Origin of the sequence: Shewanella psychrophila, assembly GCF_002005305.1 — a bacterium.
GTDB lineage: Bacteria > Pseudomonadota > Gammaproteobacteria > Enterobacterales > Shewanellaceae > Shewanella > Shewanella psychrophila.
Window position 1 is genome coordinate 5258550 of record NZ_CP014782.1, and the last position, 23914, is coordinate 5282463.

At 43.0% G+C, this 23914-nt stretch carries 24 protein-coding genes; 17 read left to right on the forward strand and 7 right to left on the reverse strand.

All coding sequences use genetic code 11. The features are described 5' to 3' along the window. The 3 genes from djlA to sps_RS22845 all read right to left on the reverse strand — a co-directional run bounded on the left by djlA (position 1) and on the right by sps_RS22845 (position 2539). The gene (gene djlA, locus sps_RS22835; RefSeq protein WP_077754580.1) at positions 1 to 777 is read right to left on the reverse strand and encodes a co-chaperone DjlA; all 777 of its coding nucleotides are present in this window, start codon (positions 775 to 777) and stop codon (positions 1 to 3) included. Positions 778 to 842: 65 nt separating this feature from the next. Continuing rightward, entirely contained in the window at positions 843 to 1529 is a 687-nt protein-coding gene (murU, locus tag sps_RS22840) for an N-acetylmuramate alpha-1-phosphate uridylyltransferase MurU (RefSeq protein ID WP_077754581.1), read from the reverse strand. Continuing rightward, positions 1526 to 2539, reverse strand: a complete 1014-nt coding sequence (locus sps_RS22845) for an aminoglycoside phosphotransferase family protein (RefSeq protein ID WP_077754582.1) — start codon at positions 2537 to 2539, stop codon at positions 1526 to 1528. The genes murU and sps_RS22845 overlap by 4 nt, the downstream gene beginning before the upstream one ends. A gap of 159 nt (positions 2540 to 2698) precedes the next feature. Between sps_RS22845 and lptD the strand changes: the two genes are divergently transcribed. The 7 genes from lptD (at position 2699) to sps_RS22880 (ending at position 11758) form a co-directional block, all read left to right on the forward strand. Beyond that, positions 2699 to 5023: an LPS assembly protein LptD gene (gene lptD, locus sps_RS22850; RefSeq protein WP_077754583.1), complete on the forward strand. Its 2325-nt coding sequence runs from the start codon at positions 2699 to 2701 to the stop codon at positions 5021 to 5023. Positions 5024 to 5147: 124 nt separating this feature from the next. Then, a complete protein-coding gene (gene surA / locus sps_RS22855; RefSeq protein ID WP_077754584.1) occupies positions 5148 to 6452 on the forward strand; it encodes a peptidylprolyl isomerase SurA in 1305 nt (434 codons plus the stop codon). Positions 6453 to 6457: 5 nt separating this feature from the next. Then, the gene (pdxA, locus tag sps_RS22860) at positions 6458 to 7444 is read left to right on the forward strand and encodes a 4-hydroxythreonine-4-phosphate dehydrogenase PdxA (RefSeq protein WP_077754585.1); all 987 of its coding nucleotides are present in this window, start codon (positions 6458 to 6460) and stop codon (positions 7442 to 7444) included. A gap of 11 nt (positions 7445 to 7455) precedes the next feature. Next, a complete protein-coding gene (gene rsmA, locus sps_RS22865; protein ID WP_077754586.1) occupies positions 7456 to 8274 on the forward strand; it encodes a 16S rRNA (adenine(1518)-N(6)/adenine(1519)-N(6))-dimethyltransferase RsmA in 819 nt (272 codons plus the stop codon). Between the two features lie 95 nt (positions 8275 to 8369). Further along, the gene (gene apaG / locus sps_RS22870; RefSeq protein ID WP_077754587.1) at positions 8370 to 8750 is read left to right on the forward strand and encodes a Co2+/Mg2+ efflux protein ApaG; all 381 of its coding nucleotides are present in this window, start codon (positions 8370 to 8372) and stop codon (positions 8748 to 8750) included. A gap of 19 nt (positions 8751 to 8769) precedes the next feature. Next, the gene (locus sps_RS22875; protein WP_077754588.1) at positions 8770 to 9594 is read left to right on the forward strand and encodes a symmetrical bis(5'-nucleosyl)-tetraphosphatase; all 825 of its coding nucleotides are present in this window, start codon (positions 8770 to 8772) and stop codon (positions 9592 to 9594) included. Between the two features lie 136 nt (positions 9595 to 9730). Continuing rightward, complete coding sequence (locus sps_RS22880; RefSeq protein ID WP_077754589.1) at positions 9731 to 11758, forward strand: methyl-accepting chemotaxis protein; 2028 nt, start codon at positions 9731 to 9733, stop codon at positions 11756 to 11758. 92 nt (positions 11759 to 11850) lie between these two features. Here sps_RS22880 and sps_RS22885 read toward each other — a convergent pair whose 3' ends face one another. The 3 genes from sps_RS22885 to sps_RS22895 all read right to left on the reverse strand — a co-directional run bounded on the left by sps_RS22885 (position 11851) and on the right by sps_RS22895 (position 13750). Beyond that, the gene (locus tag sps_RS22885) at positions 11851 to 12198 is read right to left on the reverse strand and encodes a Fis family transcriptional regulator (RefSeq protein WP_077754590.1); all 348 of its coding nucleotides are present in this window, start codon (positions 12196 to 12198) and stop codon (positions 11851 to 11853) included. 170 nt (positions 12199 to 12368) lie between these two features. Then, positions 12369 to 12755 carry a hypothetical protein gene (locus sps_RS22890; protein ID WP_077754591.1) on the reverse strand — a complete coding sequence of 129 codons (387 nt, stop codon included), beginning with the start codon at positions 12753 to 12755 and terminating at the stop codon, positions 12369 to 12371. A 35-nt stretch (positions 12756 to 12790) separates the two neighbouring features. After that, positions 12791 to 13750 (reverse strand): zinc metalloprotease, encoded by a 960-nt coding sequence (locus sps_RS22895; RefSeq protein WP_237157924.1) that lies wholly within the window; start codon positions 13748 to 13750, stop codon positions 12791 to 12793. A gap of 132 nt (positions 13751 to 13882) precedes the next feature. Here sps_RS22895 and tnpA point away from each other — a divergent pair, with 132 nt between their 5' ends. The 5 genes from tnpA (at position 13883) to sps_RS22920 (ending at position 17474) form a co-directional block, all read left to right on the forward strand. Further along, on the forward strand, positions 13883 to 14173 hold the full coding sequence (gene tnpA / locus sps_RS22900) for an IS66 family insertion sequence element accessory protein TnpA (RefSeq protein ID WP_077751527.1): 291 nt from the start codon (positions 13883 to 13885) through the stop codon (positions 14171 to 14173). Further along, the gene (tnpB, locus tag sps_RS22905) at positions 14173 to 14517 is read left to right on the forward strand and encodes an IS66 family insertion sequence element accessory protein TnpB (RefSeq protein ID WP_077751064.1); all 345 of its coding nucleotides are present in this window, start codon (positions 14173 to 14175) and stop codon (positions 14515 to 14517) included. Before tnpA ends, tnpB begins: the two co-directional genes overlap by 1 nt. A gap of 27 nt (positions 14518 to 14544) precedes the next feature. After that, positions 14545 to 16107 carry an IS66 family transposase gene (tnpC, locus tag sps_RS22910; protein WP_077751526.1) on the forward strand — a complete coding sequence of 521 codons (1563 nt, stop codon included), beginning with the start codon at positions 14545 to 14547 and terminating at the stop codon, positions 16105 to 16107. A gap of 190 nt (positions 16108 to 16297) precedes the next feature. Then, positions 16298 to 17077: a ParA family protein gene (locus sps_RS22915; RefSeq protein WP_077754592.1), complete on the forward strand. Its 780-nt coding sequence runs from the start codon at positions 16298 to 16300 to the stop codon at positions 17075 to 17077. After that, positions 17070 to 17474: a hypothetical protein gene (locus sps_RS22920; RefSeq protein ID WP_077754593.1), complete on the forward strand. Its 405-nt coding sequence runs from the start codon at positions 17070 to 17072 to the stop codon at positions 17472 to 17474. The genes sps_RS22915 and sps_RS22920 overlap by 8 nt, the downstream gene beginning before the upstream one ends. A 208-nt stretch (positions 17475 to 17682) precedes the next feature. On the opposite strand, the gene sps_RS22925 is transcribed toward sps_RS22920, so the two are convergent. After that, positions 17683 to 17955: a hypothetical protein gene (locus sps_RS22925; protein WP_077754594.1), complete on the reverse strand. Its 273-nt coding sequence runs from the start codon at positions 17953 to 17955 to the stop codon at positions 17683 to 17685. A gap of 704 nt (positions 17956 to 18659) precedes the next feature. Here sps_RS22925 and sps_RS22930 point away from each other — a divergent pair. The 5 genes from sps_RS22930 (at position 18660) to sps_RS28575 (ending at position 23832) form a co-directional block, all read left to right on the forward strand. Beyond that, on the forward strand, positions 18660 to 19463 hold the full coding sequence (locus tag sps_RS22930) for an ISAs1 family transposase (protein WP_077754595.1): 804 nt from the start codon (positions 18660 to 18662) through the stop codon (positions 19461 to 19463). A 64-nt stretch (positions 19464 to 19527) separates the two neighbouring features. Then, positions 19528 to 20445: an IS5 family transposase gene (locus sps_RS22935; protein ID WP_077752481.1), complete on the forward strand. Its 918-nt coding sequence runs from the start codon at positions 19528 to 19530 to the stop codon at positions 20443 to 20445. Between the two features lie 41 nt (positions 20446 to 20486). Continuing rightward, on the forward strand, positions 20487 to 20816 hold the full coding sequence (locus sps_RS22940; protein ID WP_077754596.1) for an ISAs1 family transposase: 330 nt from the start codon (positions 20487 to 20489) through the stop codon (positions 20814 to 20816). Positions 20817 to 20998: 182 nt separating this feature from the next. Next, on the forward strand, positions 20999 to 22924 hold the full coding sequence (locus sps_RS22945; RefSeq protein WP_077754597.1) for a hypothetical protein: 1926 nt from the start codon (positions 20999 to 21001) through the stop codon (positions 22922 to 22924). 608 nt (positions 22925 to 23532) lie between these two features. Continuing rightward, complete coding sequence (locus sps_RS28575; protein WP_169915629.1) at positions 23533 to 23832, forward strand: hypothetical protein; 300 nt, start codon at positions 23533 to 23535, stop codon at positions 23830 to 23832. Positions 23833 to 23914: the final 82 nt, after the last annotated feature.

Below are 23914 nucleotides of genomic sequence, written 5' to 3' on the forward strand. Positions count from 1 at the left end.
CTAGCGCATACCCCTGTCAGATTTAACTCGATCGTACGCTGCCTGTATATCTTGAGCCTTTCGGTTGGCCAGTTCCATCATCTCTTCAGGGAGACCTTTAGCCACTAGTTTGTCTGGGTGATGTTCGTTCATCAGTTTACGATAAGCCCGTTTTACTTCTTGATCCGACGATGACTCGGCCATACCCAAGAGATCATAAGCATCTTCGATACTCGTTTGGCTACCGCCTCCCTTGTGAAAGTTAAACTCAGCTTGCCAACGCTTAAGTAACTCGTCTAACTGGCTGCGGCTATACCCTAGCTCTTGGGCAATGGTAAGTAGAATAGCATGTTCCTTAGGATCGAGCTCGGCATCAGACAGAGCTGTCTGGATCTGGATTTCCAGAAACATCTGCAACAACTCTTTACGACCCATGGAGATGATTCTAAAGGTTTTTAAGCAGGCCTTGATATCGAAATCAATAGCCTTGCCTTCGCTAAACGCTTTCTGAGCTTCTTTCCTCGCCTCACCTTTAAGCTGCATCTGATCCATCAACATGGTCGCGATACGAATATCGTTCTCAGTAACCTGGCCCGATGCTTTCGCTACATGACCCATCACAGCAAAAGTCGTATTAAAGAAAAGCGTCTGTCTATTGGCCCCCTTACCTATAATCCCACTCAGCTGGGCACTTTTTTTATCATATAAATGGCCTAACCAGAGGCCAATCAGGCCTCCAATGAATCGCCCAAACATAAAACCTATGGCGAAACCAAAAAACTTACCCCAAATACGCATTAAAAAACCCTATATATCAATGATTCAATTGTCACAGTTACAAATATAAAATACAAAAATTTACACTAGCCGACTTGAAGTCTATGCTCCAAAGCTTCGAGTCGCTCTATGGTGCCAACATCACACCAATAACCTGAATAGTGACTGCCAGATACCAGATCCGATGGCATCTTCTGCCGCAATAATGGCGCTAACGGGAAACCTTCTTCGGGTGTGTCATCAAATAACGAAGGATGATAGAGACCCAATCCAGAGAAAGTCAGTGCCGGCTCTTCACCTATTTTCTGGGCAGCTACTAGGCCAGCATGCAGCGGAAAATCACCATTAGGATGCTGAATAGGATTATCCACTAACCAGAGGTGAGCCATTTTGCCAGCATTAATCTGCGCCAATCCGATATCGATATCTTGAGGCAGATCATCCATAAACACATCGCCATTTATTACCAAAAATGCTTCATCGCCCAATAGTGGCAAAGCACGCTTAATACCTCCACCTGTCTCTAAAGCACTCTGCTCCTCACTATAATGCAATTGAATGCCCCAGCGACTGCCATCACCAAGTTGCTCTACTAGCTTCTCTCCAAGCCAGGCATGGTTGATCACTATCTCATCGAAACCGGCAGCTGCGAGTCGCTCTATATGATAAACGATCAAAGGTTTGCCTGAAACGCACACTAAGGGTTTAGGAAGAGAGTCGGTTAACGGTCTCAGCCTTTCACCTCTTCCGGCCGCTAGAATCATCGCCTTCATCGTTTGCCCTCAAATGCGGGCACTAAGGTGTTAGCTACCCAAGCACTAAATCGCTCAAGTTCAGGGTAACGTGCTGAAATATCACAGATATAGATCAGTGTCATAGGAATATCCGCCATGTAGGCAGACTTACTATCTCTATAGTTTAAGCGAGAAAAAATACCTGCCGCCTTTATATGTCTCTGTATTCCCATCAGATCGAACCATCTTCGGTACGTCTCTAAGCTTACCGAACTACCGACCAGACCAGCTTGTTTCTGATTTAAATAATGCTTCTCCATCAAGGTCTCTACCAGCGAATCTGGCCAACGAATATAGCAATCTCGTAATAACGACACTGCATCATATGTCACAGGGCCTATTACGGCATCTTGAAAATCAATCACACTAAGTTGCTCGGTGCCAAACTCATCGGCAGTGAGCATCAAGTTACGGCTGTGATAATCTCTATGCATACCGACTTTTGATTGTTCTTCTGCATTTGTCACTAACAAACCAAAGGCATGATCGAGCATCTTTTGGGTATCGGTATCGATAACTAACTTAAGATGATGCTTTATCAACCAGTCGGTAAAAATATCTAACTCTTTGCGAACGAAGGCCGAATCATATAGAGGTAAGCCTATTTCGCCATTTCCGGTAAAAGCGGCGAACTTGTCCAAAAGGGTTAATGCCTGCGAGTAATATGCTTCGACACTCTCATCGTTGAGCCGTGAAAAAAGCTGTATATCACCTAAATCGCTCAAGAGTAAAAAACCATCTTCAACATTAGATTCAATAACTTGAGGAACATTAACGCCAAGTCCACCATAGGCTTTAGATAATTTTATAAAAGGAGTCACAGGGATCAACTCAGGTGGCGAATCCATGATGATGTAACTATTCTCATCTTTAAACACTCTATAATAGCGTCTAAAACTCGCATCTCCAGAGATAAGAGATGGGTGTAGTTGAGTGCCAAAAACTTGGTTTAACCATGTATTTAACTGAAGAAATCTAAGATCTGACAAGGGCGCCTCATGGCTCTTACGTAAAAATTGCTTTATTATAAAGCAAAATGGAATTAGCTAAAAAGCTCATTGTTGATATTTAGCTGAGTTGCCTGATAAAAGTGCAACTTTTCTCACCGATATTTGTCCAGACTAAGAAATCATAATAAACGACTTAAGATGCATATCCGATATTTTTTGGCATTAAGCCTACTTCCCCAATTAGTCTTGGCTGAAGAAACCACGCCCGAGCCCGATGCCAGCATACAATGCTTGGTAGAGCCCCCAGTGCCTAGAATGGCAGTCGTCGATCCTGAAGCCTCTGAAACAGACCTTCAAGAGATACGTATACTCTCAGATCGCTCGGAAGCTCAGATGGGTAAACAAGCCAAATTTAATGGCAACGTCTCTTTTAGCCAAGGTGGCCGTCATATAGCGGCAGATGAAGCCATACTCAATCAGCAGAGTGAACGTCTGGATGCGAATGGAAATTTAGTCTTCCAAGATCAGATGTTCACCATCACCGCTGACTCTCTCGTGGCCCAGATGCGAGATAATAGTGCCACTCTTTCGGGCGCCCAATACTGGCTTCATGGTCAACAGATCCACGGTGACGCCGAAAAACTCGAAATAACACCCGATAACAACTTGCATCTCACCAAGACAAATTTCACCACTTGTCCCCCGGGAGATTCATCTTGGTTGCTCGAAGCAGACAAAATAAAGATAGACAGTACAGAGGAATGGGGCGAACTTTGGGATGCCAAGCTAAAGATTGGCGGTGTACCTATCTTGTATATCCCTTACATGACGATCCCGGTATCGGATAAACGTAAGTCTGGATTTCTGTTTCCAACATTTAGTACCAGCACCACCAATGGTGTCGAGGTTGCCACCCCTTATTACTGGAACATAGCACCTGAGTACGATCTGACATTTACTCCCAATTACATGTCGGCTCGAGGCTTATTTCTAAAAACTGACTTCAGATATTTAGCCGGTGAATCACAGCAAGGTCAGCTCAACGTTGAATATTTGGGTAACGATAACATGCTGAGTAACAACGCAGACCGTTACCTGTATCATTGGGAGCACAAGGGCGCGATCGATAAAAATTGGCGAGTATTAGCCAACTTCACCCAAGTATCCGATAATAACTATTTCAACGACATGGACTCGGATGTCCAATCAGCAACTGATAACCAGTTATCACGCTTAGGTGAGGTCAGCTATTTCGAAAGAAATTGGGACTTTAGCGCTAGAGTACAAGATATCAAGGTACTGGGAGAAGATGAGGTTCCTTATCAGGTGATGCCTCAGCTCAACTTTAACTATCGTGCACCATCGCTTTGGAACGGCTTGGATTTTGACTTAATGAGTGAAGTCAGCAACTTTAAGCACCAAGATAATGAATTTTCCACCGCCACTCGTCTCCATGTAGAACCGAGTATTTCATTTCCAATACAAGGTCCGGCAGGCTCCTTAACCAGTGAAGTTAAACTGCTGCAAACCTATTATTGGCAAGATGATCAGGGCAACCCCAAAAACAGTGAGTTAGACGATCAAGTTAGCCGTACTCTGCCCCAGGTGCGTATCCATGGGCAGGTTAACTTTGAGCGTTATACAGACTATTTTAATGAAAATTATCGCCAAACCTTAGAGCCACAGTTTCAATATCTCTACGTGGGTTATGAAGATCAATCTAATATCGGCATCTATGATACAGCCCAACTTCAGGAAGATTATTTCGGCCTGTTCAGAGAAAGGCGTTTCTCTGGGTTAGATCGAATCGCCGATGCAAACCAGATGACTTTAGGTTTAACAACCCGCTTATTTGACGAAAATAATATCGAGAAGTTCAAATTCAGTCTGGGACAGATATTCTACTTCCAAGATAGCCGTGTCGGCATCAACGATCCACAAATTCCGACTCAGACCTACACTCAGGAAAATACTTCTAACTCAGTCTTAGCGGCAGAGTTGAGTACTCAAATATACAAAGACTGGTATATGAGTGGAGCAATTCAGTATGATACTAAGCAGAGTGAAAACAAGAAGAGTGAAGTGACTTTAGATTTTCGTCCTGGGGCGAATAAGTTACTGCAATTTAGCTATCGCTATGTGCCCGACTTGCTTAACACCAACACTAATGAGTCTGTCAACATATCCCAGGCTGGCATGCGAGGTGCTTGGCCTGTTAGCGATAGCCTATACCTAGTTGGAAACTGGTATTATGACCTCAATGAAAGCCGTGCAGTAGAAACCTATGCAGGCTTTCAATATGAATCGTGTTGCTGGGCTCTACGTTTAAGTTATCATTACCGCATCAAAACCAATTACGAAGACGATAATAATTCAACTTTGGATAATCGTGAACTCTTCGAAAGCGGAGTGTATCTAAACTTCGTCATTAAGGGACTCGGTGGTTCCGGCCCATTAGGTGTGACAGATATGCTCAATGATGGATTGTTTAACTATAGAAAACCTTTATACCTTAAAAACTAGTTAAACAATTAATTGATATTGTTATGAACCATGAGAAAGACTTATAGTCCAATCATGAAATAGATTCTCCAGTCAGCATTATTTAATGCTGCAGCTGATATTAATACGCCAAGGATTTTTGTGGATGAAACCCTGTAAACATTTGATTATTGCTATTCTGAGCTTGGCCATGAGTCACACAGTTCAAGCCGAAAATAAATCTTTAGACCGGGTATCGGTGCAGATTAATGAAGGTATAGTACTTGAAAGCGAAATAACCAATATGGTGAAAACTGTTAAGGCTAATGCCACAGCAGCAGGCCAATCTTTACCTTCAGATCAGGCTTTAAGAACCCAAGTTATCGAACGCTTGATCATGACACGTCTGCAAATGCAGATGGCCGATAGAATCGGTTTGCATATTGGTGACCTACAGTTAGATCAAACCATAGGTAACATCGCCAAAGAACAGAAGCTCACCGTCGATCAGATGAGACAAAAAATTACTAGTGAAGGTATGAGTTGGGGTCAATATCGTGAACAACTAAGAGAAGAGATCACTTTAGGTGAAATTCAGCGAATTCAGGTACAGCGCCGTATTCAGGTATCACCACAAGAGATCAACAATCTGGTTAGCATGATAGAAGAGCAAGGTCTTAAACAGATTGAGTTCCAAATCGGTCATATATTGATTGAGATCCCAAGCAACCCGACCAGTGAACAACTTGAACAAGCAAGCAACCGTGCCAATAAAGTATTGGAACGTGTCAAAGATGGTGGAGATTTTCGCCGCACGGCTATCGCAGCATCGGCCGGCCCTAAAGCTCTCGAGGGGGGTATCTGGGATTATATGAATATCAACGAGATGCCGACTCTTTTCGCTGAAGTGTTATCCGATGCAAAAAAAGGCGATATAATTGGACCCATTAGAAGTGGTGCAGGCTTCCATATAATCAAGGTGATGGATGCTCGTGGTCTGCAGACCAAAGAGGTTAACGAAGTTCGCTCTCGTCATATCCTAATCAAGCCTTCACCTATTCTTTCAGAAGAGCGGGCTAAGGCCATGCTGGATAAGTTTGTTAAGCAAATCCGCGCAGGTGATGCTGATTTTGCAGCTCTTGCTCGCCAGTATTCTGAAGATCCAGGTTCAGGGGCCAAAGGCGGTGAGCTAGGTTGGGCCGATCCAACAGTTTATGTACCGGCGTTTTCTCAGACCCTGAAAGAACTTAAGGTCAATGAAATCAGTGAGCCTTTCCGCTCTAGCCATGGCTGGCATATAGTCCAGTTGGAAGAGCGTCGTAAGACAGATGCGACAGATCAATTTAATACCAATAAAGCACATCAACTCATCTTCCGTCGTAAATTTAACGAAGAGTTACAGACTTGGTTAGACGAGATGAGAGCAGAAGCTTATATCGAAGTTTTTGAAGCTGATTTCAATAGAGGTTAAACGTATTGACGACTAAACGTATTGCCATAACTGCGGGTGAGCCCGCAGGTATCGGTCCAGATTTAGTTATTCAACTAGCTCAGCAGGCTTGGCCTGCTGAGCTAGTTGTTTGTGCTGATCCTGAATTATTAACATCAAGAGCCAAGAAACTCGGTCTGCCACTTCTACTGCGGCCCTATCAGCCAAATCAAGCACCTAAGGCACAGGAAGTCGGCACCTTGACGATAGCCCCCTTCTCCCTAGCTGTTGCGAGTTCATGTGGCCAACTCGATGACCAAAATAGCGCCTATGTCGTCGACACATTACGCTATGCTGGCGAAAAAAATATGAATGGCGAGTTCGATGCTGTGGTTACGGGTCCTGTACATAAAGGGATCATAAACCAAGCAGGGCTCCCATTCAGTGGCCATACTGAATTTTTTGCCAACCAGGCAAATTGCCAAGATGTGGTCATGATGCTATCGGCTCCTGGATTGCATGTGGCTCTCGTGACGACACATATTCCCTTGGCTTATGTGTCTAAAGCGATCACTCGTGATCGTCTGCATCAAATAATTAAAATATTGCATACGGATCTCGTCGACAAGTTTGCAATAGAGCAACCCAAGATATATGTATGTGGGCTTAACCCCCATGCAGGAGAAGATGGTCATCTGGGCCGTGAAGAACTCGATACCATCATCCCGGCACTCGAAGAGTTACGTGAGCTAGGGATGAGTATTGTAGGCCCACTGCCAGCAGACACCATTTTCCAACCTAAGTATCTCGAAGATGCAGATGTGATACTCGCCATGTATCACGATCAAGGCCTTCCTGTACTTAAATCTCAGGGGTTTGGTAGTTCGGTTAACATTACCTTAGGACTCCCCTACATTCGTACCTCCGTCGACCATGGCACAGCGCTAGATCTCGCCGGAACAGGTACTGCAGACATAGGAAGCTTCGTCTGCGCACTAAACAAAGCCATAGATTTGGCAGTAAAAGCTGGATAATAGAATAGCAGATGAGTAATAGAGTACATTTAGGCCATACAGCCAGAAAACGTTTCGGGCAGAACTTCCTGACTGATCATAATGTCATTAACCGTATTGTCGGCGCTATAGCACCGGACAATGATCATGTCATGGTCGAAATCGGCCCTGGTCTAGGCGCGCTAACAGAGCCGGTTGCAAGTTCCATTGATAAGTTGACAGTTGTTGAGCTGGATAAAGATCTGGTTGAGCGACTAAAAGAGCACCCGACGCTAAAAGATAAGTTAGAAATCCATCAGGGTGATGCCCTGAATTTCGATTTCACTCAGCTTATAGAAGAAGACAAAGAACTTAAAGTTTTCGGTAACTTACCTTATAACATCTCTACTCCCTTGATGTTTCATCTGTTCGAGTTTGCCGAACACATCAAGAACATGCATTTTATGCTACAAAAAGAGGTCGTATTAAGACTGTCTGCAACACCTGGCACTAAAGCCTATGGTCGCTTGACTGTTATGGCTCAATATCACTGCCAGGTAATGCCTGTACTCGAAGTGCCACCAGGATGCTTTACACCTGCCCCTAAAGTTGACTCGGCAGTAGTGCGATTAGTCCCTTACAAGCAGAAGCCTTGGCCATGTAAAGATGTAGATTTTCTTAGGCACCTGACGACGACGGCTTTCAACATGCGTCGCAAGACTTTACGTAACAACTTGAAGCAGATGATTTCAGATGAAGAGTTCCAGCAACTCAACATAGATTCATCATTGAGACCCGAACAGATCTCTGTTGAACAATACGTTGCAATGGCTAACCTGGTCCTAGATAGGAAGGCTGCCGAGCAAACATAATTCATTATCTCGGAACTCTTCATAGTGAATTAACACAAGAATACAAAATAGAATCGGAGGGCTTGCCCTCCTTTCTTTTGTCATAAAGGTAGCTTATGTCAGAGCTTGGGTCGACCATCAAGGTAGAAGTAAAAACTGAATATATTGAAGAACAGTCATCTCCCAAAGAGGAGAGATACCTTTTCAGATATACCATCACCATCATCAACCTGGGACAAACAGCTGTCACGCTAGAAAGTCGCCACTGGCGTATTACCGACTCTAATGATCATAAGAGTGAGGTCCAAGGTGCGGGTGTGGTCGGTGAAACACCAAGAATAGAGCCCGACACAGCATATCAATATACCAGTGGAACGGTTTTAGAAACGCCACTTGGCGTCATGCAAGGCACATACACTATGGTGACTGATGACGGTGAACAATTCCAAGCGATCATTCATCCATTTAGGTTATCCGTTCCAGGTTTACTTCATTAATTTAAAGGCGTAGTACTAGATGGCTAACTACTTTGTTGGAGATATTCAGGGTTGTTTTGAAGAGCTAGAACTACTGCTTACCAAAGTTGACTTCAACCCTTCCAGAGACGTGCTGTGGGCCGTAGGCGATCTCATTGCCAGAGGACAGGGGTCGCTTCCTACCCTAAGGTACTTTAAGCAGCTTGATGGTTCCGCTAAAGTAGTATTAGGTAACCATGATCTCCATTTGATGGCGGTAGCGGCAAAGATTAAGCGTGTAAACCCTAAAGACAAGCTTGATGCATTACTGGATGCGAACGATTTAGGATCTTTAATTGGCTGGCTTAGATTACAACCACTCATACAGGAACTTCCCGAGCAGAATATTATTATGAGCCATGCGGGCGTCCCACCCCAATGGGATATTCAAACCTTAAGAGCCCAGTCTCAACTCGTCAGCAATGCCTTAGTATCCCAAGACTATATTCCATCGCTAATTTCAAAAATGTACACCAATAAAGTCGATGTATGGGAGCCTGATGCCTCAGAACTACAAAGAAATATATATTGCATCAATGCCCTCACTCGCATGCGTTTTCAGCACCTTGACGGCCGTTTGGACTTCGATTGCAAGCTATCTCCGAGTGACTGCTCCGATCCAGACCTAATACCTTGGTTTAACTGTAATGGCTTAATCAATAAGACACACACCTTAGTCTTCGGCCATTGGGCCACCGTGATGGGTGAAGTGGAAAATCCAAATATTCATGCTCTGGATACAGGCTGTTGCTGGGGGGAACATATGACGTTATGGCATATGGAGTCAGATCAAAAAATTACCCAAAAAAAGTTAAAAAAGAGTTAAACTAGCCCATAAGTTGGCCGATATAACATGAACGGAAGCGCTTATTTTCTGCCAACCCTTGAATTTTAAAGACCTTTTTACTAGGGAATCGTAACTTAATTGTTACAAGAAAATATAATAATAATCGGAGTACCCTATGAAAATGAATGTCGCCACCAGAGTCATTGGCGGGTTTAGTATCGTGACCTTATTGTTAGTTGGATTAGGCGCAGCCTCTCTCTTGACGAATAGTAAGTTAAAAACCAGCACTCAGGTATTACAAGAAGTCAGTATTCCAGCACTGGAATCTAGCGGTAACCTCTTACATAGCATAGCTCAACAAGAGAAACAGATACTGGTTGCATACCATACTAATCAGTCTAAAGATCTTCCCAAAATATCAAATCAATTCTCAAATTTAGATCAAGAATTTAGTTCCGAACTCGCTCAACTCTCCATAATTGTCGGCAAACAAGATCAAGCTGATTTTTCGAGTACGATTTCAAATTTACGCCAGAGTTACCAAAACTTCATCTCTAATGGCGAAAAAATGATTAAGACCCGTGAAAACTCACTCGTTACTCAGGAAAAGCTGGTCATTAAGTTAGAAGACCTGGAACTTGCAGCAGATGACACGGCTTCTTTACTACTCGATCTTATCGATCTTGAGATGAGTGAAGATCCTACTGAACAAGAAATTGCAGCCACGGCTGGCAATATTGATAACAGTTTTAGCGGCATAGTCAGCACTAGCTACGACCTGATTAATAGTGAAACTAAACAAGAGCACCAAACCATATCCAAAGAACTGGATTACATCGTCAGTGAGGCCAGAAGCAAACTCGAATATGTCACCCGTCACTGGGAGGGTGTTATCGACGCAGATCTATTAAACAACATCAATGAAGAAGCCAGTAAAGTATTTAGCATGCTCGAAGGCAATGGCTCTATTCAAACCATGAAGGGGCGTCAGCTTAGTTTTCATGCATCCGCATTTCAGATGTTGGCTCAAGTCGATAAAGATGTGCAAGGCGTCAATGAGAGCATGACGGGCTTGACCGATAAAGTAGAATCAGTCTCCAGTAGCGTGAGTCAAAGTGCTATCGATGATATCGATAGTGCGAGTTTAAACACCCTTATACTGATCATCATAGCCATCGTCGTTGCCATCGTTATCAGTATCGCAGTGATCACGCCTTTAAAGCGCTCACTGGATAAAGTAAACAACGCACTCAAGATTTTAGCTTCCGGCGATCTGACTCACAAGTTAGATGATTCGGGCCATGATGAGTTTGCCGAACTATCTCGTAACTGTAATCGTCTGGTGGATAGCTTAAGAGACTTGATTCAGGGCATTCTGGATCGCTCGAATCAACTGGCAGCTGCCGCAGAAGAAACCTCAGCAATAACCGCCCAAACCACAGCTGGTATTCAGGAGCAGAAGAGCCAAGTTGATCAAGTTGCCACCGCAACGACTCAGCTAAGCTCAAGTGCCGAGCAGGTCACTAGTAGCGCCGATGATGCCCTAATTCAAATCAAGCAGGCCGATGACGAAGCGCTACATATGCGTACTATTGCCGATGAGAATAAACAGACAATCTTAGCTTTGGCCGATGAAGTCGCAAAAGCGGGCACAGTTATCAATAAATTACATTCCGATAGTGCTTCTATTGGCTCTATTCTCGATGTGATCCGTGGCATAGCCGAACAAACCAATTTATTAGCCCTCAATGCGGCCATCGAGGCAGCACGGGCAGGTGAGCAAGGTCGAGGCTTTGCAGTTGTTGCCGATGAAGTTCGCAGTCTTGCTTCGAGAACACAGGATTCGACCCAAGAGATTCAGCAGATGATTCAAGTCCTGCAAGAAGGCGCCCAAGAGGCTGTTGCCGTCATGGAGCTAGGACGTGCGCAAGCGAGTTCCTGTGTAGAGAAAACTGAGCAGGCTAACCTAGCTTTAGAAAGTATCAGCGAAGCCGTTCACAAGGCTCATGACTCGGGTACTCATATTGCTAATGCAGCTCAAGAACAGAACTTAGTGAGCCAACAAGTTTCGGAGAAACTTGAGCATATCGCCGCCATCTCAGAAGAGACATCGACGGGTGCAGAACAGACAGCTCAATCCAGTCATCAAGTCGCACAACTTGCCGAAGAATTACAAGCATCGGTAAGAGAATTTAGAGTCTAGGTCTCGCACTATTGGACTGGCCCAAAAACTCAAGACTGGGTCAGTCCAAATAGCTTATATAAGGTGTCCACTTTTAGTGGTTCATATCACAATCAGTGAACTTGCAAACGTCGGCTCCAATTCCCTTCGTCTTGTTTGCTGCATTTCTCCTCGGTATCAAAACTAACCCTGCTATTTAAATCACTGATCTTAATCGGCACCTTAGCGAGTTCCTGTTGAATAAGCCCTATGAGAAAATCATCCTGCTTATTGGCAATAGCAACAGATAGCTCAGCATTGGTATTAAATACACAAACTATTCTTAATGACTGAGGAAACTTGTCATAATTAACTAAGTGAGTGATCCACTCGAAGCCCACTACTTGCTCCAATGCCAGTTCACAAACTTGTGTCAGTGATTGCCTTAAGTTATTTTCGATCTTCTTATCAGACTTTCTCATTTCAATCCCACTTTACTCATTTCAATCTCACTGTGAGCACTAGCCATTATACAATCGCTTAAGTCTACATGAACTAAGATCAAATCGGTTAAAGCATTAAATCTAACGCTAGAGAAGGGAATGGGAGATGGGAGAGGACAAAAAAGATAAGAAGTCTACAAATGAAGAGCCTACAAAAAAGTACTAACCTGCCAATCGATCAAGGTGGCATTGCCATCATTATCACAAAGCCAAATTCTGGCTCTGGTCATTGGCTTAAGTAGGCCTATTTCCGACTCGACTTTAGACCAATCCCCATAGGTGAAATGCTCACCATTGATCAATAACTTATCCATACTATAAGGCGTGATCAAAGACTCTTGCGTGCCATCATCTGTGTCTATGGTGAAACCCAACTGGGACTCATCTCGCCAATAAAAGACTAAAACCCCAGTCCAGGAAGTCATATGATTAGGATCACAAGTAAAATCAGCAGGAGGGCGAAGACGCCCTGCTGCTTCTACCGAAAGCGAAATACATAACCCGAGTAGTAAAATAACTATTTGAATAAAAGACATTGTCCATTTCAAAAAAGTCATAAGCTAAATACTCTTCATTCAGGTGTGCGATATAAAGTACTCATTTCATCCATACGTTCACCCTGCCATGGAGTAAATTCATCCATACAATTATCATCAGTATAATCCATAAAATTAGTGACTGGATCGCTACCTGACTGTCTTTTACAGGAGTTTCTATTCGTTGGGCAACCATACGCTGGAGAACGCTCTGCCGGAGTATCTATAACATCATCACCAATACCATTACAGCCACCTTGGAAGGTATGGTAAAGGCCGAACCAGTGTCCTACCTCATGGGTTAATGTATCGCCTTCATTGTATGGAGCAGCACTCCCATTCGGTAAGGAAGAGTAGAGTATAACCACACCATCATTGTCAGGGTTCCCGACATAATCACTGGGAAAGGTCGCCCAGCCTAACAGACCCCCACCAGGATTATTTGAATAAACATTAAGAGTATCGACATCACCGACTCTCAATGCCTTTTTCATGTTTTTCTCAGCAAGAGAGCCATAACCCCCATTGAACCACGAAGCGTTATTGGTAGAAGTAGTCCCAGCTAAAACAAAGCTTATTCCGGTATCATTGGTATTGGAACCCGAAGAAAATGCCGCATTCAAAACATTCATCTGATCTGTAATATCTGCAGAGGAGAGCGAACCATTTTCACCATCAGTTATCACATGAAAGTGCACATTAATGGTTCTCATTGTCGGAACGGGTGGCGTATCATTATTCTCTTCTCCTCCGCCTCCATTTCCGTTTCCACCGCCATTACCATTACCTGCACCGTCAGGTTTTTTCATCGTATTAAGGCGTTTATTAATCCTATGAACTTCTACTTCCGTAGGCGTTCTTGTGCCACAACGTTTAAAAGCTGCATTATGATTGGAGTTATCCCAACCGTTACCATCAGGGTTAGGTCCAGCAGCCATCGACTGGGACATGGTTAAGACTAGTAACCATGCTAAAAATAAAAGTAACCTAAACATCGAAAACCTCCTGGAAGCTGTTTAGCCTCCGAATAATTCATGTGAATAATTGGTAACCGATCAATATAGGACGTCTTCCTAAGATCATTTGATGTGGCTACTCTCAGGGTAAACCTAATACTGAGAATGCTCATGGCTAAACCTCATCTCACCGACGCTCAAAAATCTACCCTCCTGGACAAGTGGTGCACAACGCCTTTATCTATGCAGGACTTCTGTCATCAGGAGAACATTTCAACTTCTTCTTTCAATCGTTGGCGCCAGCAGTTAACGGTTCCTCCAGAAATCCAGGCTACCGAAGCCGACTGGATAGCGCTTGAGCCCGCTAAGCAAGATAAGCTTCCCGTGTTACCTGACCCAAAACCAAACTGGAACATTGAGCTTGTGCTCCCTGGTGATGTCATTTTACGACTACGATACTGATGTTATTGCCCAGTCCGGATTTACGCATATGGTTGTATGCCAAACCCGTGGACATGCGCAAGCAGTTTGATGGCTTAATCGTATTAGCTAAGCACCAACTCCACGCTTCTCCCATGAGTGGTGAGCTGTTTGTGTTCATTAATCGCAAGCAGACCATGATGAAGGTGCTGTATTTCAGTCGCGGAGGATACTGTTTGTGGAGTAAGCGGCTTGAGTTAGGCCGCTTTCATCACGTTGAGGGTAACGGGGATAAAATCAATCTCACCTGGACTCAACTACAGTGCCTCATCGAAGGCATTAATTGGCAAAAACAAGTGAAAAACAAACGGTTTAGTTCGTTATAACTGGCTGTTTTTGATATAATATCAGCCATGAAAACAACTATCCAGACAGCTTCGTTATCACAAGAAATTGAGCAGCTAAACGCTCAAAATTCTGAGCTGTCTGAAAAAGTGCTCACGCTGCAACAGCAACTCGACTGGTTTAAGCGCCAGTTATTTGGCCGCAAGTCTGAAAAGCTGTTAGAGGATAATCCCAATCAAGAAGTCTTATTTGACCGCCTTGAGTCTGGGGAGCAAGAGCCTGAAGACAAGCAACAGATATCCTATACCCGCTCAGCAAAAAAACGCACCGGCAATGAAGTGAATGACACCGGCTTGCGCTTTGATGACACGGTACCTACTAAGGTTATTGAACTTAAGGCGCCAGAGCTAGAAGGTGACGATGCTGAGCAGTATGAGGTTATCGGTTATAAAGAGACTCATCGCTTGGCTCAACAGCCGGGCAGCTACACCATTCTTATCTACAAGCGTTCCGTCGTCCGTCACAAAACTGAGCATTGCCTTAGCGTACAACCTGCACCCGATAACGTGCTCGACGGGTGTTTTGCTGATGTCTCTGTTATCGCCGGCATCATGGTCGACAAGGGAGTCTATCATTTACCCTTGTATCGCCAGCACCAAAGAATGCTTGATAGCGGCGTTCAGGTCAGCCGGGCTACTCTCATTAACTGGGTAAAACGGGGCATCGAACTGTTAACGCCTATCTACCGAGCTCAGCTACAGCATATCCTCACCAGCTCTACACTGGCCATGGATGAAGTACCGATGAAAGCAGGGCGTAAAGCGAAAGGTAGGATGAAACAGACTTACTTTTGGCCCATCTACGGTGAAGATGATGAAGTCGCCTTCACCTGGTCATCAAGCCGTGGAGCTAAGCACGCCAAGGAACAGTTAACAGGTTTTACCGGTGTACTGCTCAGTGATGGTTACCAGGCTTATACCAATGTGATAAAAGCACTTAATCGTGATAACGAAGCGAACATCATCCATGCCACCTGTTGGGCTCATACTAGGCGCTACTTCGATAAATCTTTACTCATGGAGCCGGAATTGGCTAAAGAGGCCTTAAAGCAAATCGCCGAGCTCTACAAAATCGAAAAACACATCCGCGATAACCTGACCTACAGCGATGAAATCCTCGCTTATCGGCAAAAGTGGAGTGAGCCCATCGTCGATAGCTTCTTCAAATGGCTCTATGACCAACGGCAACGCCCAGAGATTTTACCGAGCAACCCGTTAAGCAAGGCCCTTAGTTATGCACTTGATAGAAAAACAGAACTTAAGGTCTTCTTGAGTTACCCAGCTGTGCCTATCGATACCAATCACTTGGAGCGAGCTTTACGAGTCATACCCATGGGAAGGAAAAATTATCTATTTTGCTGGACCGAACTGGGGGCGGAGCAGTTGGGGATGCTGCAAAGTTTACTGGTTACCTGCCGTCTGCAAGGGATTAATCCTTACACTTACCTCGTCGATGTCCTGCAACGCGTCAGCCAGCAGCCAGCTTCGAAAGTTGAAGAACTCACGCCGCGAGTGTGGAAGACGAAATTTGCCGACAACCCACTCACATCAGATTTGATGCAGACTTCTTAATCTCCTGCAATACCGTCCTATATTGATCGGTTACGCTTGTTGCAACAAAAACAAGTTCGAGTTAGCCCTCCACCTTCAATGTATATCATTAATGATATACATAACTCATTGCAACCAAGATTAGTTCGAGTTAGACTCTAATCAATCAATGTATAACATTAATGATATACATAGCAAAAAAGGAGCGATTATGACTCGTATCTGTATGATTGGATGTAGAAAAGGTGGCGTAACAAAAACCACTACCACGGTAAACCTTGCCTTTGAGCTAAGCAAACAAAACAAGAAAGTGCTTGTTATAGACTTTGATGGACAAGGAGATACCACAAAATTTTACGGTCGAGATGATGCTGAATTTTACATTGGTGATGCATTACTAGATCGGAAGTTCGATTTAAAAAAAGCAATATACCCTGCTCTAGTTAAAGGGATTGAACAAGAAAAACTACATATCATTCCAGGCAAGCGAGGGGATATTATGACTAAATTAGACATGGATATGATCTCACTTCCAAGAAGAGAAGAGCGGTTAAAAATTCATTTGGAAAAAATATCCACTGAATATGACTTCATTATTATCGACACTACACCTGGAACCTCAGTTCTTGGCTTGAACGCTGTAATGGCAGCAACAGAATATGTATTTCCAACAGAATTCAAAGAACATTCTCTTGATGGCGTTGAAACCTTACTTGAGCATATACAAGATGTACGATTTATCGATGAAGAAGAAATCAAATTTTTAGTTGTCCCTTCTAAAATTTCAAGAACAGCTAGAAGAGCCTTATCTTACGGTAAAGAGTACCTAGCAGGACGATGGCCGGACAATACTTCAAAGACAGTTATATGGGAGCGGAGTTTATTCACCGAAGCTGAATTTGAACACGAACCAGTATCAGCACTAAAGGCTGGCCACGTAGCCTCAAGCTACTATAAAGACTTAGCAAAAGAGTTAATAAATAATGGATAACCAACAATTAGACGAACTTTTGGAAAAGAAAAAATCAGGAACACTTAAACCTGCCGAGAGAGCTCAACTCAAGAACCTGGAACGAAAGTTAAAATCCGAAGAAAAAAGCCAAGTTAGTAGCCAGGTAAAAACGAATCTATTTGGTCAAATTGCGACCACTAAAGTTCATCCTAAACCCATAAGGTTTCTAGAACATGAAATTACAGGCCTAGCGACACGGAGAGATTCACTAAAAACAAATCACCCAGAAATGATCATAGAAGAGCTAGGTAGTTTAAGAGAAATTAATGATACAAAGCTGATCAGAGCAGCTGTATTATTGTTGGCAGATGTTAGCGATGAAGACCTAATTAAAGCAATTAAACAAGTTCAACTCAATATGGTAAGAACGCAATAACCATGTATAACATCAATGATATACATGGTTATTGCGTTAAAATATAGGGATTTAGAACCTTCATTCTTATCCATAATCTTACCAAACCAATAGAATGGTTATACCTTTCTATTGGTTTGGTAAGAAGGGTTTTGTGCCATTTCATCGAAAAGTCCATAGTTAGTCTGCAGGCCTTAATACAATGGGCCTACTGCGGGGTAGTTCGTGTTTATCTTTTCTCCTTCACCAATCCTTCAAGCACTGCCACATATTTTTCTAGCTCCTCTACGCGGATCTGTACTTCGTGATCATATGAAGTAGCTTGTCGTAATTCACTACTAAGCTCAGCCACTTTCACTTGTAACTTACTCAGCTCGATTTGATTGCCATTGAGTGTCGTGCCTACCCAAAATAGTAGCGCAATAGTAATTGCTGATATAATACTAAGATGCATCTGGTCTAAATTGTTCACACGTACTTCTTTATCTTCTGTTTTACCCATACCATTCCCTAAAATGATTAATACAAAAACAGAAAACATACCGTAATACTAGCTGTCCTTAATAAGGGTTCTTTGACTAAAAGAACGGTTTGTCACCACGCTCCTCTGTAGCCTTTGCTATCACTAGGCTGTAGCCAAAAAATCGATTTTGAAAACACCCGCCAAACAATAGTTAACCGACTGAATTAATTGTAAATATTGAGTATCAGCAAATTCATATTTTTATTCCTCCTAGAAATCTCCTCTTGGAAGACTTGGTGTAACTGAGTTTAAGATTTTGATTAGTTTTTTGGCTGGAGATATTAAGTTAATTGTTCTTCCTCCTAGGAATTTCCTCTTGGAAAACCTGATATAGCTAGGTTTCAAGCATTTCATTGTTAAATCAATATTCACTCCGTAATTTAGGACAGCTATTTAAATGTTCAGTTTTGCGACATCCTAGATTTTCAGGGTAGGTTATCGCTATTTTATCCTCACCTACCGTTCCATTTATAACTTGTATTAGCGCAACAATAAATAACATAAGATCTGATTATTAGAAAATAATCAACGTATTAGCTTGCTTAGTCAGTTTTGCGTCTCATGTGGCGGAGGGGCTAATATTGCAGGGCGAGATCGCGAACGTTTTTTAGCCAGACAAGTGAGTAAGGCTTTCCAATTTGACGGAGTTGTGATCTTATACTCTCTTTTGCTGAGCCCCTATCATGAGCCTTCTTACTCTTACTAAGTACTTTGAAATTATTGAAGATCATCGTCAAGCCACTAAAGTTACTTATCCCTTGTTCGATGTATTGTTTTTAACCATGGTAGCGGTTATTGGGGGCTGCGAGGGTTGGGAAGATATTGAAGATTTTGGCCATTGTCACTTAGAGTTACTCAAAAAGTACGGGGATTTTAGCGCAGGGATCCCAGTCCATGACACCATTGCTAGAATTATTTGCAAAGTCGACCCAGAAGCCCTGCAACAAGCGTTTATCTCATGGATGCAGGCAACCGAGCAACTGTCTCAAGGTCAAGTTATTGCCATTGATGGCAAGACTTTGCGTGGCTCTTATAATAGAGATGATCGTCAATCCGCCATTCATATGGTGAATGCTTTCTCTGTCGCCAATGGTGTCGTGATGGGACAACTTAAAACAGATTCGAAGTCCAATGAGATCACTGCTATTCCTGAATTATTAGCCCTATTAGATATTCAAGGAGCATTGGTAACCATCGATGCTATGGGGACTCAAGCCAATATTGCACATACCATCATAGACAAGGGAGCAGACTTCCTGTTAGCAGTCAAAGGCAATCAAAATTCTTTACATCAGCTAGTAAAAGAAACCTTCGCAGATCAGCTTGATTATGCTGAAAATATCACTCAAATTGAGGCGCAGCATGGCAGGAAAGAATTTAGGGAATACCAAACTATTGAGGCACCTAAGGAGCTGATTGACGCCAAATGGCCAACAATACAAACCTTTGGAAAAGTAATTACCTATCGAATAGGCCTTGTTTCCTAAATCGATTGAACCTTTTGCAGCTTATGTGATCTGATCTTCCAATGTGGTTATTGGAAACATCAAGATGGGTAAAGCTAAGCGTAAAATGACCAATTGGTCTCAGTACAATAAGGCATTGATTAATCGAGGGTCCTTGACCTTTTGGATTGATGAGCACGCCATTAGCTCTTGGTGTTGCTCTGAACATCACGGCCGCCGTGGCCGTGGGTATATTTACTCTGATGTTGCTATTGAAACTGCATTGGTTGTTAAAGGTGTATTCAACTTATCACTGAGAGCACTAGAAGGTTTCACTACCTCGGTTTTCCAGCTTATGGATGTGCCACTAACCTCACCAAGCTATAGCTGCATTAGCAAACGTGCCAAGACCGTAAATATCAAATATCGCTCACCGAGTCGTGGCTCTGTGGCACATGTAGTGATTGATTCAACGGGCCTCAAAGTTTACGGCGAGGGAGAATGGAAGACTCGAAAGCATGGTAAAGAAAAGCGTCGTACCTGGCGTAAGTTACACCTCGCAGTAGATGCGAATACGCATGAAGTCGTAGCAGCAGAAGTCACTCTGGTTAACGTTGCTGATAATGAAGTGTTACCCACATTAATCAAGCCGTTAAGAAGACAAATTAAACAAGTTTCTGCTGATGGAGCATACGACACCAAAGCGTGTCACAAACTACTTCAGCGTAAAGGTTGCAAACCAACTATCCCACCAAGAAGCAGTGCTGGGTTTTGGGAGGATGGGCATCCTCGAAACGAGGCAGTGAGAGCCCTCAAAAATAATGAGTTAGCGCAATGGAAGAAGGAAAATGACTATCACTTACGGTCGCTATCTGAAACAGCAATGTACCGATATAAGCAACTAATTAGTCCGAAACTTAGCCTACGAGATTATAATGCTCAAGTAGGTGAAGCGCTGGCAGGTGTAAAGGCAATGAACAAAGTCATAAGACTAGGAATGCCAGTTAGGAAACAGCCTGCCTAGTTAGCTCAAACCCTTGGAGTAGCTGCATCTATAGCGAGGATTTGATCAACAACGCCTATCGAATATACAAAGGAAAAGAAGCGTTTCAGACTCGCTATTACATAAGTTCCGCCATTTTATCTCCTGACGAATTAGCCTATGCAGCTCGTGGGCATTGGGCTGTTGAAAATCAGCTTCATTGGGTGTTGGACGTGACTATGAATGAGGACGCCTGTCAGATATCCAAAGGCGATGGAGCTGAAAACCTCTCAAGGTTACGGCAAGCTACTGTTAATATTCTCAAAAAAGAACCGAGCAAATTAAGTCTTCGCCGAAAGAGACGCAGAGCATCAATGGATTCTGCATATTTAGATAAGGTCATAAATGCTTAAAAAACATTCACGCTCTTGCCCTGGCTAATATTGCCCTCACTACCCATATATCCATAATCAAGCTGTTCCTTATCGGGTGGTTAGGTGTCTCCTTAATTACCTGGTTAATAGTAAAGCAAGCCATACGGCCTAAATATAGATACCTCTAAGTACCTTAAAACATCGAGTGCAAAATATATAATATGAAGAATTTTTTTTATTTATTTCTTGTTTTAGTGGCCTCTTGCCACGTACAAGCTAACCCTCTTTCTGACAATTTTAGACAATATATATTAACCAGCGAGCTGGCTTCCTATCATTCTAGTTTAACAGCTGAAGAGTCGGATGAGTTAATAGTGACTCAGCTACAAGTCGCAACCGAATGCCTGATAAGTGAAGGAAACTGTGAGCATGTTTTATATTCATTGCGTATTACCTCACAAATCCAAGTTAGACAGACTGATTCCCAGCTTCATCAACAGAAATTGCTATATCTTCAAGATTCCTATACTGAATTAGAGCAAGGTCAAAGTCCGATTTATGCGCTATCTATTCCAGTAGAGTTTGTTCAATCACGTATCGATGTAATGCGTCAACGCCTATTACGAGAAGTTTTAGCTCGTAATACGCAAGCCACGCCAATAGATTTTGTTGGCTCATACCAAATGTTACGTCAATCTGTGCAAAAAAGTGATCCTAGCGTCCTGTATCTTGAGGACTTCGATGAATCGTTGGATCTAGACAACCCTATTACCCACGCCTATATGAGTTTATTGGACTCCGTATTGGTAAACCATTCTGAAAAAAGTCCTTTCGGTACGCAAATGTCAGGGTTAATGAGTTATGAGTTTAAAAGTCTGGTCAATAGGGAGTTTCGGCCTCAGCGGTGCGTCCAGTGTACCACCACTATTATTGTTGAATACTATAGTGATACAACGACAGAGAAAAGGTATGAGGAAGTTGATGTAATAGATTTTATGGCAAGGCGAATGCCGAGAATTGCGGGATGGGAAAAACATAGAATCGCTTTTCCATATTATTACCTTAAGGATGTTGTTCCCTTGCTTTTGTCCTATAAAGTATTTTTTCATGAAAATGCAGCTCACTTTGATTTATATAATGGGGATTTAGATACATTAAACTACGAGGAAATACAGCTGGTTAGTAACGATATAAAAAATAAAATAGAGAAGATGGGTCTCGCGGTAAACTTTGCGAGCATTATGGAGATGACGTTTAGGTGGTTAACGGCAACAGGGCAGGTCGAGTCTTTAGCGTCATCAGGTATAGCATTAAATGGGCTGCGATCAAATCAGTTTAACGCTGGAAGTCACAATAAGATTTTTGCGGCAAGCATCTTTGCCAATGTTGTGTTGGCGAAAATACCTAGGGTCCTGGAAGGTGAAGTTATGAGGTATGGTTGTGGGCTAGAACAATGGAGCTTACCACCGATTCTTTATATTCTACTAGAAGATAAGTGTGTGTTTACTCCTTCTTTTAATTCAGGTTCACTTTCCATTACTGCATCGACAACGTTTGATGTTCAAGATCAATATGGTTATAACATTTCTGTTTACCATAAGCCAACCAACTCAACGTTATTAACGAGAACCATTTCAAATAAGGAACAAATCACTATTAATCGTGTGGCACTTGGCGCGTTTAATCTGAATGACATGGTGTTATATATTGATAATACTAACCCTGCTGTGAAATCGGCTGTCGCGGCTATTCAGGTGACTAGCAAACTATTTGAGTACGATTATGGAGGGGTGGTTAAAAACAATAGTTTTTATTTTGTACAAAGATTACCATATCCAGAGTTCAATAAATTTCGTGGCGAAGAATTTGGTTGCACATTAGTCGATCGAAGTGAGTCACAACAAATTAATTGCTTGGAGAGAAAGCTTAATAGCTACAACAACCTTCCCGGTTATTTCTATAAAAACATGGAGCCGGTGGCGTTCTTGAACCCATACATGCCAATTTCGCTTGATCAAATTCTGATACAACAAGAGGCTGAGCGAATTGTGCGCGAGCGTGAAGAAGCAGAGAAGATTGAGCGGGCACGCCAAAAATCGGAGCGTACAGGTAGGAGGGTATGTACCAATCCTATGGGAATTTGTTGATATGAGGAATGACCAATTAGTCACTATAGTGCGTCTATTAGATTGGCCGATCCAGCGACAATTAGCTTGGCCGGTTGAAGTCCTGTTTAAGGCCCAAAGAAACACTACCCGTTAACCGTTGATAAATGGTTGCTTCAATTTGTCAGCTTATGGTTATATTTTATAGCTGCTTTAATGTTGTTCTTCTACCTAGGAATTTCCTGTGCGACGTGAGGTCGTATGAAGCGTTGTTCACCACATATAGAGTGAACCATCTGTATCACCAGATGCCCTAGGAGCCTGAATAAAGTAGCGGATCTGACAATGTAACGAAGTCCATTGGACGGGAACAGAATCGTGAGAGGACGTTCCTCCTGATAACCACAAATCGGGTGAGTGCTAGGAAGTCAGTATGATGAACATATGTGAATCCACGTAAGATGCGTGACACTAGAAGCAGCGGAAGTGGTTTATACGCTGTGGCCAAACGGCAACGAGAGTAGGAAAGAAGTTAGGAAATGTTCTTTCGTGATCAACATACTCTCCGCACTAGAGTGGGCATCTTACCTGACATTGCGTGACGTACGGAACACGGTAAGCCTGTATCACTCCCACTGGGAAAGTTATCTGTGAAGATAGCCGATAGTGGTGCAGGTAAAGGAGGCTTGAGAAAGCTAATGCTGCATTGTAATGATGCAGATACAGACCTTGTGTCTGGCACGAAAGTGAGCCCACTTCCAGCTGGTCTCCCGTTGCAAGAAAGTTTGAAGAACTTTGTTAATGGAGAAACGCAAATGATGACTTCAACTGAAGTTAGTGCCTCTCCTTACTATGCTCCACGATTATCCATTTATTGGAAAGTCATAGAGCAGAAAGTATCAAAGCTTCAAGTTAGTATTGCAAAGGTACCCCTTGTGGTTACCGGGTAAAATAGTACGCCTTTGTGGAGGCTTGAGCCTAGTGCAGTGAAAGTTGCACGCTGGGTTCTTAGGAGAGCGGCACTTGGTAACA